The organism is Chitinophaga sp. YR573 (genome assembly GCF_900110995.1).
Taxonomy (GTDB): Bacteria; Bacteroidota; Bacteroidia; order Chitinophagales; family Chitinophagaceae; genus Chitinophaga.
Genome location: NZ_FOJF01000001.1, coordinates 3928970 through 3947483, shown reverse-complemented (window position 1 = coordinate 3947483; position 18514 = coordinate 3928970). Strand labels below are relative to the sequence as shown.

At 43.5% G+C, this 18514-nt stretch carries 12 protein-coding genes; 5 read left to right on the top strand and 7 right to left on the bottom strand.

Annotated elements, in window-relative coordinates; genetic code table 11:
- Positions 1 to 43: 43 nt before the first annotated feature.
- The 4 genes from BMW86_RS16650 to BMW86_RS16635 all read left to right on the top strand — a co-directional run bounded on the left by BMW86_RS16650 (position 44) and on the right by BMW86_RS16635 (position 6005).
- Positions 44 to 3163 carry a SusC/RagA family TonB-linked outer membrane protein gene (locus BMW86_RS16650; RefSeq protein ID WP_089782854.1) on the top strand — a complete coding sequence of 1040 codons (3120 nt, stop codon included), beginning with the start codon at positions 44 to 46 and terminating at the stop codon, positions 3161 to 3163.
- A gap of 19 nt (positions 3164 to 3182) precedes the next feature.
- Entirely contained in the window at positions 3183 to 4769 is a 1587-nt protein-coding gene (locus BMW86_RS16645) for a SusD/RagB family nutrient-binding outer membrane lipoprotein (RefSeq protein WP_089782853.1), read from the top strand.
- 170 nt (positions 4770 to 4939) lie between these two features.
- Positions 4940 to 5809, top strand: a complete 870-nt coding sequence (locus BMW86_RS16640; RefSeq protein WP_089782852.1) for an SPFH domain-containing protein — start codon at positions 4940 to 4942, stop codon at positions 5807 to 5809.
- Between the two features lie 13 nt (positions 5810 to 5822).
- On the top strand, positions 5823 to 6005 hold the full coding sequence (locus tag BMW86_RS16635; protein ID WP_089782851.1) for a type II toxin-antitoxin system antitoxin: 183 nt from the start codon (positions 5823 to 5825) through the stop codon (positions 6003 to 6005).
- 274 nt (positions 6006 to 6279) lie between these two features.
- Here BMW86_RS16635 and BMW86_RS16630 read toward each other — a convergent pair whose 3' ends face one another.
- Both BMW86_RS16630 and BMW86_RS16625 read right to left on the bottom strand, forming a co-directional pair.
- A complete protein-coding gene (locus BMW86_RS16630) occupies positions 6280 to 8601 on the bottom strand; it encodes a M1 family metallopeptidase (protein WP_089782850.1) in 2322 nt (773 codons plus the stop codon).
- Between the two features lie 46 nt (positions 8602 to 8647).
- Complete coding sequence (locus BMW86_RS16625) at positions 8648 to 9238, bottom strand: HupE/UreJ family protein (protein ID WP_177189284.1); 591 nt, start codon at positions 9236 to 9238, stop codon at positions 8648 to 8650.
- 69 nt (positions 9239 to 9307) lie between these two features.
- On the opposite strand from BMW86_RS16625, the gene BMW86_RS16620 reads away from it, so the two are divergent.
- A complete protein-coding gene (locus BMW86_RS16620; RefSeq protein WP_089782849.1) occupies positions 9308 to 9784 on the top strand; it encodes a DUF6702 family protein in 477 nt (158 codons plus the stop codon).
- Here the strand turns inward: BMW86_RS16620 and BMW86_RS16615 are convergent.
- The 5 genes from BMW86_RS16615 to BMW86_RS16595 are packed head-to-tail and all read right to left on the bottom strand — an operon-like array spanning position 9781 to position 18511.
- A complete protein-coding gene (locus BMW86_RS16615; RefSeq protein WP_089782848.1) occupies positions 9781 to 11082 on the bottom strand; it encodes a flexirubin biosynthesis putative acyl-CoA ligase FlxY in 1302 nt (433 codons plus the stop codon). The two genes, BMW86_RS16620 and BMW86_RS16615, sit on opposite strands and share 4 nt — an antisense overlap.
- 12 nt (positions 11083 to 11094) lie before the next feature.
- Complete coding sequence (gene acpS, locus BMW86_RS16610) at positions 11095 to 11463, bottom strand: holo-ACP synthase (RefSeq protein WP_089782847.1); 369 nt, start codon at positions 11461 to 11463, stop codon at positions 11095 to 11097.
- Positions 11460 to 13136: a C45 family autoproteolytic acyltransferase/hydolase gene (locus BMW86_RS16605; protein WP_089782846.1), complete on the bottom strand. Its 1677-nt coding sequence runs from the start codon at positions 13134 to 13136 to the stop codon at positions 11460 to 11462. Before BMW86_RS16605 ends, acpS begins: the two co-directional genes overlap by 4 nt.
- A 15-nt stretch (positions 13137 to 13151) precedes the next feature.
- Positions 13152 to 14660 (bottom strand): phytoene desaturase family protein, encoded by a 1509-nt coding sequence (locus BMW86_RS16600; RefSeq protein WP_089782845.1) that lies wholly within the window; start codon positions 14658 to 14660, stop codon positions 13152 to 13154.
- Positions 14657 to 18511, bottom strand: coding sequence for a trifunctional MMPL family transporter/lysophospholipid acyltransferase/class I SAM-dependent methyltransferase (locus BMW86_RS16595; RefSeq protein ID WP_089782844.1), 3855 nt, complete (start codon positions 18509 to 18511; stop codon positions 14657 to 14659). The genes BMW86_RS16600 and BMW86_RS16595 overlap by 4 nt, the downstream gene beginning before the upstream one ends.
- Between the last annotated feature and the right edge of the window lie 3 nt (positions 18512 to 18514).

The window sequence follows — 18514 nt, the reverse complement described above, 5'->3', positions numbered from 1 at the left end:
CTATGGGCTACATTATCATCTCTAACTATTTAAAGCAGTATCTATGAAACGTACATTACACGTTAGAAAAGCGTGCAGTGCAGCAGGTATCATGCTGTTACTGATGCTTGCCGGTGGTACCCCAGTTGCCACGGCCGGGACTTCTCCGTTATTGAACAAGGTGTTGCCCCAGCGCGACATTACAGGTACGGTCCGCGACGTAAAGGGATACCCCATCCCAGGCGTTACCGTTGCTATTAAGAATGGTAACAGGGGCACAAAAACCGATGACAACGGTTTTTATCTGATCTCTGCCGATGCCGGAGACGTAATAGTTTTTACTTATGTTGGTTACATCCCTCAGGAAATTATTGTAAACACACAAGGCGTTATCAGCACGATACTCGAAAGAGATATCAGGGGACTGAACGAACTTGTAGTAACTGCGTTGGGCATACGAAGAAAAGCCCGCAGTAATGGTTATGCTGTATCCACTATTCAGGGGGCAGACCTTACCAAAGCACGTGAAATAAGCGTGGCCAATTCACTGGAAGGCCGTATTGCCGGTGTAAACAGTACCCCTCCTACTACGGGTCCTGGTGGTTCTTCCCGTATCACTATCAGGGGTAACTCTTCTTTAAACCGTAACAACCAGCCTTTATATGTAGTTAACGGTATCCAGATGAATAACGACAACCTGGGTTCCGCTAAGATGTATGGTGGTGCAGATCTTGGTGATGGGATCTCCAGTATCAATCCCGATGATATTGAAGAAATGACCGTACTGAAAGGTGGCGCAGCGTCTGCATTATATGGTCAGCGCGGTATTAACGGAGTAATCCTGATCACCACCAAATCCGGTAAGTCAGGACAAATGGCCGTAGAATTAAACAGTAACGTTTCAATAGATAAAGTGAACGATTTCCTGGACTTTCAGGAAGTATACGGACAGGGGCTGAAAGGCGTTAAACCTTCAGATAAAACATCCGCACTCAACAGCGGATTACAAAGCTGGGGTTCAAAACTCGACGGCTCCCAGACTACATTATTCGACGGACAGTTACACCCCTATTCCAAACAGGGTAATCACATCAAAGATTTTTACAAAACAGGTGCTACCTTCAGCAATACACTGTCTGTTTCCGGTGGTAATGGCAAAACCACCTATCGGGTAGCTGCAGGCGATTTGCGCAGCAGCGGTATTTATCCCAATACCCGCTACTTCCGTGATAATATCAACCTGGACCTGAACTATAAGTTATCTGATAAATGGAGCGGACAAACAAATGTGACCTACGTAAAAGAGATCACCAACAACCGCTCTAACCTCAGCGATGCGCCAGGTAATGGTAACTATGGTATTGCATTTCTTCCTTCAAATGTAAAGGCCGATTACCTGGCCCCGGGTGCTGACCCACTGGGGAATGAAATAGTTTACAGCAGTGATCTGTTCAGCACCAACCCTTATTTTGCAGCTAACCGTTTTATAAACAATACAGAGAAAAACCGCGTACTGGGTGTTACCAGTCTGAAGTATGCTCCTTTCTCCTGGTTATATATTCAGGGCCGTGTGACCAATGATTACTTTGGCTTTAACGCCACTTCCATCACACCTACCGGTACAGCTTACCGCCCTACAGGCAGCCTGGACCTGGAACGTAACCGTCAGTTCAATGAAATGAATGCCGACGTATTACTGGGCATCGAAAAAGACCTCACCAGTTCCTTACAGCTGAACTTCAACGCAGGGGCCAACCTGTTAAAGAAAACAGATAAGACAAATGATGTGAGTGCTTCAGGATTTGCCTTCCCCTTTGTATATAATCCTGCTACAGCCAGTACAAAAAACAGTACGATCACGGACAGCAGAAGAGAGATCCACTCTGTATATGGTTCACTGGAACTGGGATGGCAAAACACGTTATACCTGAACTTAACAGACCGTAACGACTGGAGTTCTACTTTACCTTTGCAGAATAATTCATACAACTATCCATCTGCCAACCTCTCCTACATCTTCTCTGAAACACTGAAAACACACTGGCTGAGCTTCGGTAAATTAAGAGCTGGTTATGCACAGGTAGGTGGTGATGCTGATGAATATAAAACCAAATTGTATTACAGTACACTGGGTAGTCCAATCAATGGTGTACCATTGGGTGATATCAGTAGTGAAATCCCCAATAAAAAGCTGAAACCTTTAAAAGCAAAGGAAATAGAAACAGGTATCGAACTGAAAATGTTCAACAACCGTTTCTTTGCAGACTTCAGCTGGTACAATAAACAAATCTCCAACGATATCGTTTCTGCTACCGTTTCTCTTGGCTCCGGTTATACCAGCGCCATTGTAAACGTAGGTAAACTGGAAAACAAAGGAATTGAATTACTGATAGGTGGTGTGCCGGTGAAAACACCCAATATCACCTGGACTACCAGCATCAACATTGCCAACAACAATAACAAGGTATTACAGTTAGCAGAAGGACAAACATCCATGCTGGTAACAGATGGACAGTCCCGTACAGAAGCCGCTTTTATCAACCAGGTGGTAGGATTGCCTTTTGCGCAGATCATGGTATATGATCTCAAACGTGATACCAAAGGTAACCTGGTAGTAAATTCATCAGGATTACCCCAACGTACGGATGCTCTCGTGGCAAAAGGTTCTGGTGTAGCCCCTTTAACAGGTGGATGGAATAACAATATCTCCTACAAAAATCTGCATCTCTCCTTCCTGATAGATTTCAAATCAGGTGGTAAAATATATTCCGGTACCAATGCAAGAGCTTACGGATACGGATTACAGAAAGAAACCCTTCCGGGACGTGAAGGTGGTGTAGTAGTAACAGGTGTAACAGAAGAAGGAACACCCGTTACCAATACAATAGATGCACAGACCTACTACTCCCAACTGGCTACTATTTCTGCGCTGCATGTATACAAAACAGATTTCATCAAGTTCAGATCTGTAAGTCTTACTTACGATTTCAACAACAGCATGTTGCGTAACAAGCTGCATGGATTAAGTGTTTCGCTGGTAGGCCGTAATCTCTTCTACATCAAGAAGTCTACGCCTAACATTGATCCTGAATCCAACTACAGTAATGCAAACGCACAGGGACTTGAATACGCAGGTTTACCCACCAGCAAGTCTTTTGGTATTAATCTGAACGTTAAATTCTGATCATCCTAAATCCAACATCATGAAATCTCTTCATAAAATAATATTGGCTTTGTCTGTTCCGGTGATGATGATTATGCCGGCTTGTACAAAGAATTTTGATGATATTAATACAGATAAAAATAAATCCAGTGAACAAAGTGGTGTGCCGGAATATAATTTTTCCCGGGCACTGCTGGAATATACCGGTAACAGTGATTACAGCTATGAAACATGGCGCGTAAATATCATCTACTGCGGTATGATGATGCAGCAGTTATCCAATGTTTCCTGGTATGCGGGTGATAAATACATGCAGAACGACGGATGGGCCAGTTCTTATTTCGAACGTGCATATCCCGATCAGATAAAATACATCACTGATGTACTACATGTTACCAATGGTAACCCATACCTCACCAACCTTTATCATATCAGCCGTATAGCACGTGTAATGATCTTTCACCGCCTCTCTGATATCTACGGAGATATCCCTTATTCTGAAGCGGGCCTTGGTTATGCAGGTTCTATATTCACGCCTAAATACGATGCACAGCAGGCTATCATGCTGGACATGCTGAAAGAACTGGATGAAGCGGCAGCAGCGCTGGATGCATTCAAACCAGTACCAGGTAAAGGAGATCTGATCTACAACAAAGGTGGTTCCGTACCAGCTACTCAAATCGTTAATAACTGGAGAAAGCTGGCTTATTCCCTGATGTTACGTATTGGAATGCGCCTTACCAAAGTAGATCCGGGTACTGCTCAGACATGGGTGGAGAAAGCCTATGCTAGTGGTTTAATATCTGCTAACACAGAAAACGCTTACATCCTGCATGATGCTTCCGGCGGAAGAACGACCGTGAACAGGGTGAGCAACATCCTTTCCGGCGAGTGGAACGCTACCAATAATCCTGGTGAAGCCAGTCTGTCTAAAACCTTTGTAGACTTTCTGCAAACCAACAACGATCCCCGTCTGGCCTTTACAGCAATCGTTCCTGCTACCGGCAGCACATTGCCATTAGACCAGTTAGGCATGCCAAACGGTTTCGATACCAATGGTTCCGGCAGCGCTACTGATATATCCAAAGCCCCTGATTATCCGGGAGATCTGAAGAGGTATTCTATCCCTAATAAAAATATCCTGCTGAAACTGAACGGTCCTACTTTCCTGGTTACTTATGCACAGACAGAATTCTTACTGGCAGAAGCAGCAAAGAGAGGATGGTCAGTTGGTGCAGATGCACAGACACATTATAATACCGGTGTGACTGCAGCCATGGAACAATTTGTACAATACGATGCCAGTGCTACCATCAGCAGCACTGCGATACAAACATATTTAACAGCCCACCCTTATGTGGATGCTGACGGTTACAACCAGATCAATACCCAGTATTGGGCTGCCTGTCTGCTGGACTGGTATGAAGCATGGTCTAACTGGCGCAGAAGCGGTTACCCTGCGCTGGTACCTGTAAATTATGTTGGGAATGCTACGGGAGGTCAGATACCCCGCAGAATGCTGTATCCTTCTTCGGAAGCAGCTTCTAATGCTACCAATTACCAGGCAGCTATTTCAAGACAGGGGTCTAATTCCCTTATGACACCTGTATGGTGGGATAAGCAGTAACAAAGATTTTATATAGCCATCAATACCGCTATAAAAAGCAGCAAATAACAAGCCGGGCCTGTCGAGGTCCGGCTTTTTGCATTGCTTCGCCCTGTACCCAAAAATCAAATTAGGTTTTCAGATTAAATTGATTACTTTTGATATCATATTGATATCAAATTAAAACCTTTATGGAAAAGATTCTTAAACCTTTCTCCGGCTTCCTGGCACTTATAGTTGCCATCATTGCCCTGCCTTTAGCTGTTTACATGTTTACCTTAATGAGTATGACAGGCGAGCTGAGTTTCATCTGGCTGGCCATCCTATTGTTCATTGTATTCATTTTTGCAGTGAAAGGGATCATGATAGTAAATCCCAACCATGCCCGTGTACTCACCTTCTTTGGTAAATACACCGGTTCTGTGAAAGAAAACGGCCTGTTATGGGTAAATCCACTCTATAAATCTGCCAGCCTCTCCTTAAGGTCTCAGAACCTGAATGGCCAGCAGTTAAAAGTGAATGATAAACTGGGTAACCCCATCGAAATAGCCGCTGTAATTGTATGGCGTGTAAGTGATACCTACAAAGCCTCTTTCGAGGTATCCAACTTCCAGCAGTACGTAAATGTACAGAGTGAAGCAGCTGTGCGTCACCTGGCAGTAAGTTATGCGTATGATATCATGGAAGATGAATCCGCGGATATCACCCTGCGTGATGGCGGTGATAAAGTAAATGAAATGCTGGAAAAAGAACTGAATGACCGCCTGGCTCCGGCTGGTATCTCCGTACTGGAAGCACGTATCAGTCACCTGGCCTATGCTCCTGAGATTGCAGGTGCCATGTTACAGCGCCAGCAGGCTACGGCTATAGTAGCTGCCCGTTCCAAGATTGTGGAAGGTGCGGTAGGTATGGTAGAAATGGCGTTGGCCAGATTATCTGAAAAACAGATCATTATACTGGATGAAGAACGTAAAGCGGCAATGGTATCCAATTTACTGGTGGTGCTTTGCGGCGATTCCAAAGTAACTCCTGTAGTGAATACCGGTACGCTGCACCAGTAATTATAAATGGCTTATGGCAGAGAAGAAAACATTTGTAGTAAGGATTGATGCCCCCACATTCGAGGCCATTGAAAAATGGGCTGCGGACGAATTCAGGAGCGTTAATGGCCAGATGGAATGGTTAATCAACCGTGCGCTGAAAGAGGCAGGAAGGGCCATTAAAACACCAGATAAGGGCAAACCTGATAAGAAGTAACAGCCTGGAGATATAGTAAAGAGCCTTTTTAGTATCGGGTAATACTTTGAAGAGTATCGGGTAATACCTTCATTAGTATCCTGTAATACCTTGAAGCGCTTCTGATCAGCTCTTGAACAGGACTATCCTCCGTTTATCCTCCGTTAAAAGACGGAGGATAAACGGAGGATAGTCCTGTTCAAGAGCCGTTTTGTTCCTGTTCAACTCCTCTTTTCACATATAAAAAGGAGTGTATCAAAAGTGATACACTCCTTTTCATCTTATCAGAATAATATTATTTCTTAGCCTTCTGCATAGGATTACCCCCTACAGATGCGCCACGAACACTCTGCTGCTGTTTAAACAGCTCAAAGCGTGTAGGTGCAGCTACTCTTGGCCAGCTGTTATTCGCCTCATCAATATCCGCTGTTTCACGTAAAGGGTCTAATTTGATAGATACCACCTCTTTATCCTTGGCAAACACTTTCTTTACCTGTTGCTCATCCTTGCGCCAGATATAGGCAGAGATACGATCTGTCTCTTTAGTGCCATCTGCATATGTCCATTCAATAATGAGTGGCATTACAAGACCGCCTAAGTTAGAGAAAGACACTTCATAGAAGTTTTTCTTGCTATCATACAGCTTCTTCTCTTCAGGACTCAGACCAGCATACATATTGTCATAAGTAGCTTTCTCTTCATCCGTTACTTCAAACCTGTTCCATTTGCTGTAGAAATCCTGTAAACTGGTATCCTGCTCTACTGCAAATTTCTCTCCGGCAGCACGGTTACGTGCACGGGAGATATGATCTGCATTACGGTCATATTTCGCTTTTGCTTCCGGATTGCTTATCTGTGGGTTCTTGGTATCAAGACGGTACCATTTCACACTGTCGATGGCAATATCCACTGGTTCTGTTCCGTAGAACCATCCACGCCAGAACCAGTCTAAATCCACCGCAGAAGCATCTTCCATTGTACGGAACAAATCTGCCGGTGTTGGATGTTTGAATGCCCAGCGACGCGCATACTCACGGAAAGCAAAGTCGAACAGATCACGGCCCATCACTGTTTCGCGAAGGATATTCAGCGCAGTGGCAGGTTTAGCATATGCATTCGGCCCAAACTGTGAAATGTTTTCAGAGTTGGTCATGATAGGCTCCAGCTGATCTTTCGGCATCTTCATGTAGTCTGCAATTTTGTATGCAGGTCCACGGTTGGAAGGGAAGTTATTATCCCATTCCTGCTCTGCCAGGAACTGGCAGAAAGTGTTCAGCCCTTCATCCATCCATGTCCACTGACGCTCATCAGAGTTCACGATCATCGGGAAGAAGTTATGTCCTACTTCGTGAATGATTACGCCTATCATACCGTTTTTGGTAGCTTCAGAATAGGTACCATCCTTTTCAGCACGGCCATAGTTAAAGCAGATCATCGGGTATTCCATACCATTCGCTGCTTCTACAGAAATAGCTACAGGATAAGGATAAGGGATCGTATGTTTTGAGTAAGATTTCACGGTATGCGCTACTACCTTGGTGGAATAACGGTTGTATAAGGGATAAGCTTCAGGTCCATAGTAAGACATCGCCATCACCTTTTTACCTTCTACATTGGTAGCCATTGCATCCCATACCAGGCGGCGGGAAGCAACCATGCCAAAGTCGCGTACATTCTGCGCTTCATACACCCATGTTTTACGGGCCGTAGCATGCCCTGCCAGCGACTTTTTCGCTTCATCCAGGGTTACGATCTCTATAGGCTGTTTAGCAGTTTGTGCCTGCTGCCAGCGCTGGAATTGCGCAGGTGTGAGTACATCCTTATAGTTCTGACATTCGCCGGTAGCACCCAGAACATGATCCGCAGGTACGTTCATGCTTACATGGAAATTACCGAAAGTCAGCGCAAACTCACCACGACCGGTAAACTGCTTGTTCTGCCATCCCTGGAAGTCGGAATATACCGCCAGGCGGGGATACCACTGGGTAATAGTGTACAGGTAGTTCTTATCTTCCGGGAAGTATTCATAACCACCACGGCCACCTTCAATCATACGATCGGAGATGTTGTACCACCACTCTACCTTGAAACGCAGTTTCTGACCTGGCTGCAGGGTCTGTGGCAGGTCTATACGCATCATGGTCTGGTTGATGGTGTAAGGCAATGCCTTCCCGTTTTCATCCGTCAGTTTCACTATATTGGTACCGAAACCGGTTCTTGGTCCCAGGATACCGCTAAGGTTACGCATATTCATTTTGTCGGACATGGCACTGCCGTCAAAACTGTTATTATCGCTTTTGGGATCGTGTTCATTCTCATCCAACTGCAACCACAGGTAAGTGAGAGGGTCCGGTGAGTTATTGTAGTAAGTAATCGTTTCCGCACCTGTAAGCTTCTGCTTTTCATCATCCAGCGTAGCGGTGATATCGTAATCGGCCCGTTGCTGCCAGTATTTGGGTCCGGGTGCACCGGAGGCCGAACGGTACATGTTAGGGGTTTCCAGCATAGTACCCAGCTGTTCAAAGCGGTTACCATGATTAGATCCCGGGTTTTGCGCATTTGCCATTGCTGTAATACAACAAAGGCCAAACACCAGTTTCAAGTTTCTTTTTCTCATAAACAAATTTGTATTTCAAAAGGTAAATAGCCGTTGGTTGAGCCAGCTACTTAGATATCAAGTCTTTAAACCGTTCAATAGATAATACAACCGCTATTCCGAAGACTGCCGCAGAAAGGAAAATATTCCATTCCCTGCGTTTTACATCTGTAACATTTACAACAATGCCTGTAAACAGTAAAATGCCAATTACTACCAGCATCTGCCCAAATTCCAATCCCAGATTAAAGGCCAGCAAAGGGGCCACTATATTTGTTTGTGTACCCAATAAACTTTTCAGATAACTGGAAAACCCAAGTCCATGGATCAATCCGAAAAACAGCGCAAAAAAGTAGTTGAGTTGGATCTTCTCCGGAAGGGCCTGTTTTCTTACCACATTAGAAAAGGCCGTAATAAATATTGTAACCGGTATCAGGAATTCTATAATCTTTGTCGGTACATGGATGATGTTTATTACACTCAGTGCCAGTGTAACTGAGTGCCCTATTGTGAAAGCCGTTACCAGCACAAGTACTTTCTTCCAGTCTTCCATCATGTAAATGGCACACAGGGCAATGATAAACAATATATGATCATATCCGTCCCAGGCCACTATATGCTGCCATCCCGTTGCAAAGTACATCACAAATTCAGCCATTACCTATATTTGCTTCTTATTTTGGTAATTATACAACGGCGCGACAAATAATTAAAATTTTTTAGGCAAGTGGGAATATTATTATTTAAATGGTTATTTACGGTACTGCATCCCTTCTACGTAAGCGTAACGGAGATTAAGCATGATGCTGCCACCAACGAATTACAGATCAGTGCCCGGATCTTTGCTGATGACCTGGAAAATGTGCTGAAAAAGCAGTCCAGGCAGGCAGTGGACATCATTCACCCTGCTAACCGCGCCCAGACAGACAGCCTGATAGCCGCTTATGTGAACAAACATCTTGTGATCGCCATAGATGGTAAAACAGTGAAACTGCATTACATAGGTTATAAGATTGAAGAAGAAGCGGCCTGGTGCTTCCTGGAAGTGGAGAATATCAAACCCTTTAAACAGGTACATATAAAGAATGATATCTTATACTCAGAACATCCGAACCAGATCAATATGATCCATGTAATCCTGCATGACGAACGTAAAAGTACCAAGCTGGATAATCCGAATGCCAATGCAGATATCGTATTCTAAACCATTGGATTCCTGTTATCCATAAATTTGATGGGCTTCCTGGCCCCTTCTGGCATCTGCATTTTCATAATTTCTCCCTGGGAGATATAACGTACCTGTGGTATCACCCGCAGTTTTGCCTGTAAGTAAGACTTCACCCTTCTGTCTGTATCCTCAGATTCCGATACAGGCCACAGGTGTAATAATATTTCATCTGTTCCTATCTCATTGGAAAATACTTCCACTACAAACTCCCTTATCTCTTCCATATCATTCAGCAGGTCAAACAATGCAGGTGGATACAACGTAGTTCCTTTGTATTTGATCATCTGTTTACGCCGCCCTATCACTGGTGATAAACGCATCGTGTGACGTCCGCAGGAACAAGGCTCTTCATAGTATCTGCAGATGTCCCCTGTTTTATATCGCAGTAAAGGCATCGCCTCAACACCAAGTGTAGTAATGGTTACTTCACCATCTTCACCAGGTGCCACTGGCTGATTATTATCATCCAGTAATTCAATATATAAAAGTTCAGGGTGATGATGCCCTCCTATACCTGCATTACATTCAGTAAAGGCTGTCTGCATTTCTGTAGAAGCATAGGTAGAATACAGTTTGATATCCCATTGTTCTGTAATCTTCGTACCCAGTACATTCAGAGAGAAATCTGCGTTCCGGATATTCTCTCCTATACATACTGCTTTCTTTACGGAAGAAGCATTGATATCGATATTATGTTCCTTTGCGTGAGCGATTAACTTCACAATAAAGGAAGGTACTGCTACAATCGTAGTAGGTTGTATACGATCTATATTCTCCCATTGTAAAGAAGGAACGCCCGGGCCTACACGTAATACTCCGGCACCCAGTTTACGGATACCATTGTAATAGGCCATACCGGCCATAAACTGCCGGTCCAGCGTTAACATTAACTGGAAGATATCATTTTCTGTGCCATCAGCACAGCAGAAAGAAATGTATTCATTATAGGTAAGACGGTCCTGGTCTTTCTGTGTTAAAGGAATAATCACAGGTTTGCCCAAAGTACCTGAAGTAGTAGTATACTCAGCTATCTTGCTTTTATCAACACATAGAAAATCCCAGTTACGTTCCTGCAAATGCTCTTTGGTAACAGGCGGTATTAACCAGAGATCTTTTAAAGATTTCACAGTAGATGGCTGAATGCCATGCTGTACAAACCATTCCCTGTAAAAGGGAGAGAACTCACGCAGGTAACCCAGCAGGTGGAGTACTTCTTTTTCCTGGAATTTTCTGATGACTGCTTTTGATTGCAGTTCTATGTTGGGTATATACATTGTCAGCTATTTTCAAACCTCTATTATCACAGTGGCAATAGCGGTTGTTTTGATATGTGATAATGAAACAAGGATCTGTAAATTTGTATAACGACCGGCTGCTTTTCCAATCAGTTGCAGAGAGGGTTTACCTGCATCATCATTTGTAATTTCAATCTCATTGAAATCAACTCCTCCATTCCCCCATCCTGTTCCCAATGCTTTTAAGAACGCTTCCTTTGCTGCAAAACGGGCGGCATAACTTTCATATGCATTCACCTGCTTTTCGCAATAACTGATCTCATGCGGTGTAAATACCAGCTCACGGAAACCCTGCCCCTTTTGAATCTTAGCGGCTATGCGGTCTACTTCTACTATGTCGGTACCTACTCCGTAGATCATTTTTTAATGCATTTTTCTATCTGTTTGCGTGCATGCATTTCTTCTCCTTTATTCGCCATTACTTTTGTCAATGCTGTTTCGTAGTATTGCTTTGCACTGTCAAAGTGTTTACGCTTGAATTCGTAATCACCTGCCATTAAATATACGTTATAAAATTCAGGGTCCAGCGCTACCATTGCTTTTACATCCACCTCTTCTCCGTTCATAATAGCGGCTCTCATAGCACGGTAAGTAACGAACGACTGGAAATCCTTTGTTTTCAGGAAAGGATCTGCTGCAATAGTTTTAGTGGTATCATTCAACTCATGATTGGTTTTTAAACCATGCATGCTGAAGATAGAATCTAAATTATATGCTACAAATTCTCCCAGCTGCCAGGGCGAAGTAGATACCCATACTAGTTTCTTTTTGGGTTCGAAAACTACCGCATGATGAGCAATAAACTGGTTCACCGCTTTCTCATTACCTACACCTATATTCTGCCCATGTAAACCAAAGCGGTCTCTCAAAATATCTACTGTTTTCTGTACGGTATTCTGACCGTTTTGCTGCATTAACTCAGATAAGCGCTCGGAGCGATAACCGGAAGCCGTTTCATCACGTTGTTTAATATTCTCTGCCTGGTTACCGTAGATACTTCCCTGGAAGTGATTGGTACAGGAGATAGAGTTCTTTTTAGGATCATACAGGTCCATTCCTTCCGGTCTTTTCTCTATGATCGCAGCACGGTTATCTTCTGCAGAGCCAATCAGGAAAGATTCAGATACGAACATCTTGTGTTTCTTTGCAATAGCCCAGGCCTCATCGATGTTCTTTGCATATTGCAGGATCTCTCTTGCCACTAAAGACACAGGTGTAGCAGCACCGGTAGGTATCGCACTTTTATCTGCGTTGATCGTTACTGTCAGCCCTTTATCATTCATACCCGAAGCAGCGCCGGTAAAGCCTCCCCAGGTCACTATCATAAAGTTATATCCTTTATCAGGATGATAAAATGCCACTATCTTGTCCTCTGCAAATTTATCTCCTACATAAAAATCAAAGTTACGGCCTATGATCAGGTTACTGTCTGCGGATGCATCATTCCAGGTTCCAAAGGATGTACATCCTACCAAAGCCATATTCTGCAAAGCATGCCCTATATCATGTGCAGCATGATAATTGAGAATACGTTCGTAGTTAGTACCAATGAAATCATATTTATCAGAAGCAGAAAAAGAAATACCATAAATCTCTTCTTTATTTTCTTCTGCAATATTCTCTGCCAGGTGACGGTTAAAGAACCCTACAAAGTATTTCAGGAATTTAAGATAAGATTGAGAAGGGATCATTTTTTTGATCTGATCTGTGAAATGATCTTCCTGTCTTTTTACTAACTCGGCAGATAATTTACCATACACTACTCCACGTTCAAAAGGTTTCCCTTCTATATACATTTCGTACAGACCACTTTTGCTTTTACGGAACCAGCTGTTCCCAAGTGTATAACAACCGGTATCGATTTGTGTACGTTCCCATTTCAGGGAGCTTTTATCTGCAATCTCAGGAGGGTTGATATGAGATACACTTAACACATAAATGATCAGTATCAGTAACAGGAGTACAATACTGCCTGTGATGTATAATAATACCCTTCCCAATTTCCGCCAACCGCTTCTTCTTTTTGTCCGCATTATTTAGTCTGTTTGTTATGCTTCTATAATATCATTTACCAGCTTATCCATACCCACCAGCTCTGCACTGGTAACCAGAGAACTCATGGTGACCCCAAGTATCCCGTGTAAGTTCATATTTTGTCCTGTAAGATACAAATTACGCAAACGGGTAGAGGGTGAAATAAATGCTTTTAACGGATCATTACAATCCTTCATTACCCCGTACATGCTTCCTTCCGGCATAGCCAGGTAGTCGCGAAACGTGAGTGGCGTAGCCACGTAATAGGCATGTATACTGTCTTTCAGTCCGGGGAAACGCTTTTCCGCCATCTCCAGCAGTTTTTCAGCTTTCTCTTTTTTAAACGCCTGGTAATCATCTCCTCTTGTATCCGGAAAACTATCCGTGCTAAAGGTATCATGCCAGGCGGAGACTTCGTCATAATGCATGTAGGTCATGAGGCAGAGATTATCTGCATACTGGTCTTTCCCTACACCGGCAGACACGAACATACCAAAGGTCTGAGGCCAGGTATCGGCTGTGTAATCCGCACCCGCCCAGGCATTATCTGATGCGTGGTGGTAATAGTTGTAATTGAGATAAGGGAATTTACTCGGTTTCAGCACCGCATTGATCATAAAGGTACCGGGAGTATTCTCCAGCTTGGCAATCCTCGACCGGTAAGCACCGCGCAGGCTATCACTTTCCGTCATGGCGATGGTCTGTGAAGGATGTAATCCGGAGATATAATATTTCCCGCTGATCTCCTGTCCATCAGCCAGTTTGATATACTCTACCAAACCATCATTTCCTACTATACTTTTTACTTCTGCATTACGGATGATCTCTCCTCCCTGTTCTCTTATCACCCTGTTCAATGCACGGGAAATCTGCGAACCTCCGTCCAGGCATCTCCAGGCGCTTTCTATGTAGCTGTTCTGCACCAGGGCATGTACATAAAAAGGCGTTTTATTCTCTACCCCGGCGTATAACAGGTTGTTGCCTGCCAGTACCTGCCGTAAACGTTCATTGTCTGTAATACTGCGGATATAACCGGCAGTATCTATCCCCAGTATCTTTTCCTTTTCTTTGAAATCACCTGTGCGCAGGTTGAATAAAGGGAACTTACTACAGGCATCTTTCATCATTTCACAGTAAGCATGCAGGGCATCCTTTTCTTTGGGAAATTCCTTTGCCAGCTGTTCAATGAAGTTATCATATCCCTGTGCGTGTTTATATACTTTGTCTTCGTCTTTAAAATGGATATAATCAAATCCGTCTATGTCCAGGCGTTTCAGCTTCATGGCATCCATAATACCGAGGTAACGGAATATCTTATGAAGCGCCTGCTCTTCACCCAGGCTGCCAATGTAATGCACACCGGAATCGATGATGGTTTTGTCGCGTGCATAAGTTTGCATACAACCCCCAATCTGCCTGTTCTTTTCATATATACAGACACTATACCCGTTCTTACCCAGTACTGCACCGCATACCAGGCTTCCCAGGCCACTTCCGATAATGATTACATCGTATTGTTTCATGGGGATTTTTTAATGATAAAAATAACGTTGGATGTATATTTCGTGTTGTCTATCTGTTCCATGGTGGCACCGTAACGCGTAACTATTTCACGCATACGGGTGGAAGAGAAGAAAGACAACTCATTCTGCGTTTTATTAAAACCAATTAATTTAGTAGAGAAGAATTCCGTTAAACGGGTCCTCTCATGCCTTTTCTCCAAGTTCAGATCTCCGTCACGCACTACAATTACACCACCGGGATTGAGATGGTTTATACATTCTGCCAGCACTTTTTCCTGATCATCAGATGGCAGGTAATGCAGTACATCACTGATTACAAAAGCATCATAATTATCAAACGTATAGTTTGTAATATCTGCATATGCAAAATTAAGTCTTTCGCTTTTTATGTAATTATGCTGCGCCGTGCTGATCTTATCTTCATCATAATCTACTCCCATGATCTGCCTGTTTGGAGACATGAACTGTAACATATAACTCAGGAATCCATATCCGCAGCCAATATCGAGAATCCGGCCGTTTTCCGGCAGCAGTTGATGGAACAGTTCATAATTATTTTCCATCTTTGTTTTGATCCTCATATACCATTCCAGCACCGGGCCTTTATAGATATATTGATAGATCAGTTGCTGACGGAAATAAGCAGGTGTTTCTGTGGCTGCTCTCAATACTTCATATTCCTCTTTGAAATAACGGCTGATCTGTTTGGTACGGGATGAATAATTATCTCCCCAGCTACTATCATTCACCTTTATCCTTGGTAAATATTTCACTGTGATAGTACCATCCTTCAGCAGAAAATCATTTTTCTCCATAGTAAAAGCGGTGCCATGCAAAACGATAGGCAGGATATCCAGTCCCAGTTGTTCCGCTATGTAAAATGCGCCCTTATGGAAGCGTTTTAAGACCGCATCAGGAGAACGGGTACCTTCCGGGTATACTACTATAGAATAACCCTGTTTTACCCTGTCTCTCAGCTTTTCTATGCTACCTTCTGCACCTTCTGCTACCGGGTAGTAATCTGCCAGGCGTACTACTGCTCCGAATACCGGAGAGTTCCATACCCATTCATTCGTGAGCAGGATCACCTTAGGATGCAGCATGGTGGAAACGAGAATATCAAGGAAAGACTGATGATTACTGATAATGACAGCAGGTGTATCCAGTTGTTCGTTTAATGGGTTGATGATCCGCTTTTTTACATTGCCCATGATATACAGCTGGGCCCAGGTATAAGCAGATAAAAGTTTATGATATATTACTTTGCCTTTCTCTTTGTTAAATGGATTTAATTTGATCAGCACAAAACCAAGCACCGTTAATAACAGGCTGCCCATCACAAAAAAGGAGAAAGCAAAAACGGATTTTATTAAACCGGATAATGTCCAGGGAGCTTTTCCTTTCGTTGTTCTGTTGGTGATCAGCCAGTTGAACAGGAAAGGGATTAATACCTGAGAGATCAATACCACACAACTGATACCAATGATAGAGATCAGTGCGATAGATTGTAAGGACGGATGTTTTGCAAAGATCATCACACCTAATCCAAGGATAGTAGTAATAGCAGAAAGGAAGATAGATGAACGGAAAGAAGAGAGATGTTCTTCCTTTCCCGACTTATACTGCTGTAATAAACCATCCATGGTGAAGATGCTGTAATCATCTCCTAAACCAAATATAAAAGTGCTGAGGATGATGTTCACGATATTAAAGCGGATACCAAACAGTCCCATGATACCTAATATCCATACCCAGCTTACCAGCATAGGGATAAACGTGATCAATGCCAGTTCTATACGGCCATAAGACAATAACAGCGCAAAGAATACCAGCAATGATGTCATCCATGCAATGCTGTTAAACTCTGATTGCATTACCTGTACCAGCCTGTTCGCTACATATTGTTTATCCAGTACTGTTGTATTGGGATCGTGTTGCAGTTTTTCATATACCGCCGCCTTTTGCTTAGGGTCCACTTTCAGCAAAGTTACCAGCGATACTTTATGTCTTTTCTCTGTGATGAAATCTCCTAACGGGCCTGCACGTAATGTATGTAATGCTTCATCCGGCACCATGGTAAAATCCTTGTGTAACCAGGCGGCAAAAGGATCAAAAGCAGCGGCTTTATATCCTGCGGACGGGCCATGTTCACGCAAATAGTTTATCAGTAGTTGTTGCTTTTCATTTGTCCAGTATTGTTTCCATCTGTTAATGCGGATCTGCTGTTCTCTTTCAGATATCAGCAGGGCATTTACACCGGCAGATTTTTTAACAATACCTTCTTGTTGTAATTGTTGTATCTGTGGCAGTAGTTGCTCACTATGTTGTAACGCTTCTTCTATGTTGTTTCCGTCTGTTACGAGGTAAATAGATTGAGCGGTGTAAGCGTTTACTGTGTTGAATTTATTTTCTGCTTCTTTTAATTCTGGTCGCATGAAATTCATGCGCATCATATCACTTTCAAAACCTACTTTCCTTGCGGTGAAGAAGAATACTACTGTGAGTATCAGGATAACTCCTACTAAATATTTGTTCTTCTCAGGTTTGTAAGCAGCTATTTTATCCAGCCAGTTATGAGAATGAGCAGGAGCATGTTCCGGTTGTTTTCCCAGCACTATCCAGTGTGGTAAAAAGATGAGAGAGAACAACGCTGCGCCTACTAAACTGAGCGCGGCAAATAAACCTACATCCTGTAAGATAGGTGACTGTACCAGTTCCAGACATAAGAACCCGCCAATAGTAGTAAAGCTGCCCAGCGTCATTGGTGTAGCCAGGTCTTTGATCACTTCCCGGATATCCGGTAAATGTCTGTAGTGATTAAATACATGCAGGGAATAATTCACTGCAATACCTAACACGACCGCTCCCGCTCCCAGTGCAATGACAGAGATACTTCCCTGTATGAGGTACACACAGGCTAAGGAGAATAATGCACCAAACACTACCGGTAACATCACCAGCAGTGGTGCACGTTTCTTACGGAAGAATAACGCTATCAATACCACCAGCAGGATTACCGTAATACCCTGTGTTAACATGGTATCCTGGCGTAACTGCTGTGCATTACCGGCAGAAACAGCCGTACCGCCAAAGAAAGATGCCTCTATCTGCGGATAACGTTTTTGCAGGGAATCTATATGTGATTGTAATTTTTTCAGGAAAACAGCATTCTTACCGGTTGCACTGGGCGGGAAAGCAGGCGTAATGAACATCATCAGGTGCTGATGGTTCTTTGTCATAACGAACCCGTCGTACAACTCGAACTGCTCATCATATTGCAGGTGTTGCAGCTTTTTAATCCCCAGCCAGGACATACCCACCGGGTCTGCGGAGATAACTTTTTTCACTACCAGTCCTGCCGGAGATATCAGCGTACGATAGTTATTCTCTAATGTCTGTTGCAGCCTTTGCGGTGTGATTAAAGAATCTATGGTATGATAGTCCTTCTCTTCCAGGAAAACCGGTAAATGGTCCTGTATCACCTGCATCAGGTCCAGCACGGCCGCATCTTCCACCTGCGTCTGCATCTGTTTGATGTAAGGCGATAAGGCCGTTGTAACACTGTCAGACAGCTCATGTGCAAAAGCTGTGAGACTATCCGGCTGTGCAGCCTGTAAAGTATCTTTCTGAGAGATGGTGATGACCAGTTTGTCGGCAAACCGCGAATCGTTAAACACCTGTTGTAGTTTGTCCAGTGTTTTATCCTGTGGCAGTATCCTGGTAATATCTTCTTCCAACCTGATACGGGACGCAAAAAAGCCCGCCAGTAAAAAGCTGGCAATGGTACATGTCCACAGCCAGGCTTTATGACGTGCAAAGAAATTATATATGCTTACAAAGAATGTCCCCATACA

Bases quoted from the DNA above. Each gene is read 5' to 3' on its own strand.
- BMW86_RS16650 (WP_089782854.1), top strand. From the start codon at position 44: ATGAAACGTACATTACACGTTAGAAAAGCGTGCAGTGCAGCAGGTATC.
- BMW86_RS16645 (WP_089782853.1), top strand. From the start codon at position 3,183: ATGAAATCTCTTCATAAAATAATATTGGCTTTGTCTGTTCCGGTGATG.
- BMW86_RS16640 (WP_089782852.1), top strand. From the start codon at position 4,940: ATGGAAAAGATTCTTAAACCTTTCTCCGGCTTCCTGGCACTTATAGTT.
- BMW86_RS16635 (WP_089782851.1), top strand. From the start codon at position 5,823: ATGGCAGAGAAGAAAACATTTGTAGTAAGGATTGATGCCCCCACATTC.
- BMW86_RS16630 (WP_089782850.1), bottom strand. From the start codon at position 8,601: ATGAGAAAAAGAAACTTGAAACTGGTGTTTGGCCTTTGTTGTATTACA.
- BMW86_RS16625 (WP_177189284.1), bottom strand. From the start codon at position 9,238: ATGGCTGAATTTGTGATGTACTTTGCAACGGGATGGCAGCATATAGTG.
- BMW86_RS16615 (WP_089782848.1), bottom strand. From the start codon at position 11,082: ATGTATATACCCAACATAGAACTGCAATCAAAAGCAGTCATCAGAAAA.
- acpS (WP_089782847.1), bottom strand. From the start codon at position 11,463: ATGATCTACGGAGTAGGTACCGACATAGTAGAAGTAGACCGCATAGCC.
- BMW86_RS16605 (WP_089782846.1), bottom strand. From the start codon at position 13,136: ATGCGGACAAAAAGAAGAAGCGGTTGGCGGAAATTGGGAAGGGTATTA.
- BMW86_RS16600 (WP_089782845.1), bottom strand. From the start codon at position 14,660: ATGAAACAATACGATGTAATCATTATCGGAAGTGGCCTGGGAAGCCTG.
- BMW86_RS16595 (WP_089782844.1), bottom strand. From the start codon at position 18,511: ATGGGGACATTCTTTGTAAGCATATATAATTTCTTTGCACGTCATAAA.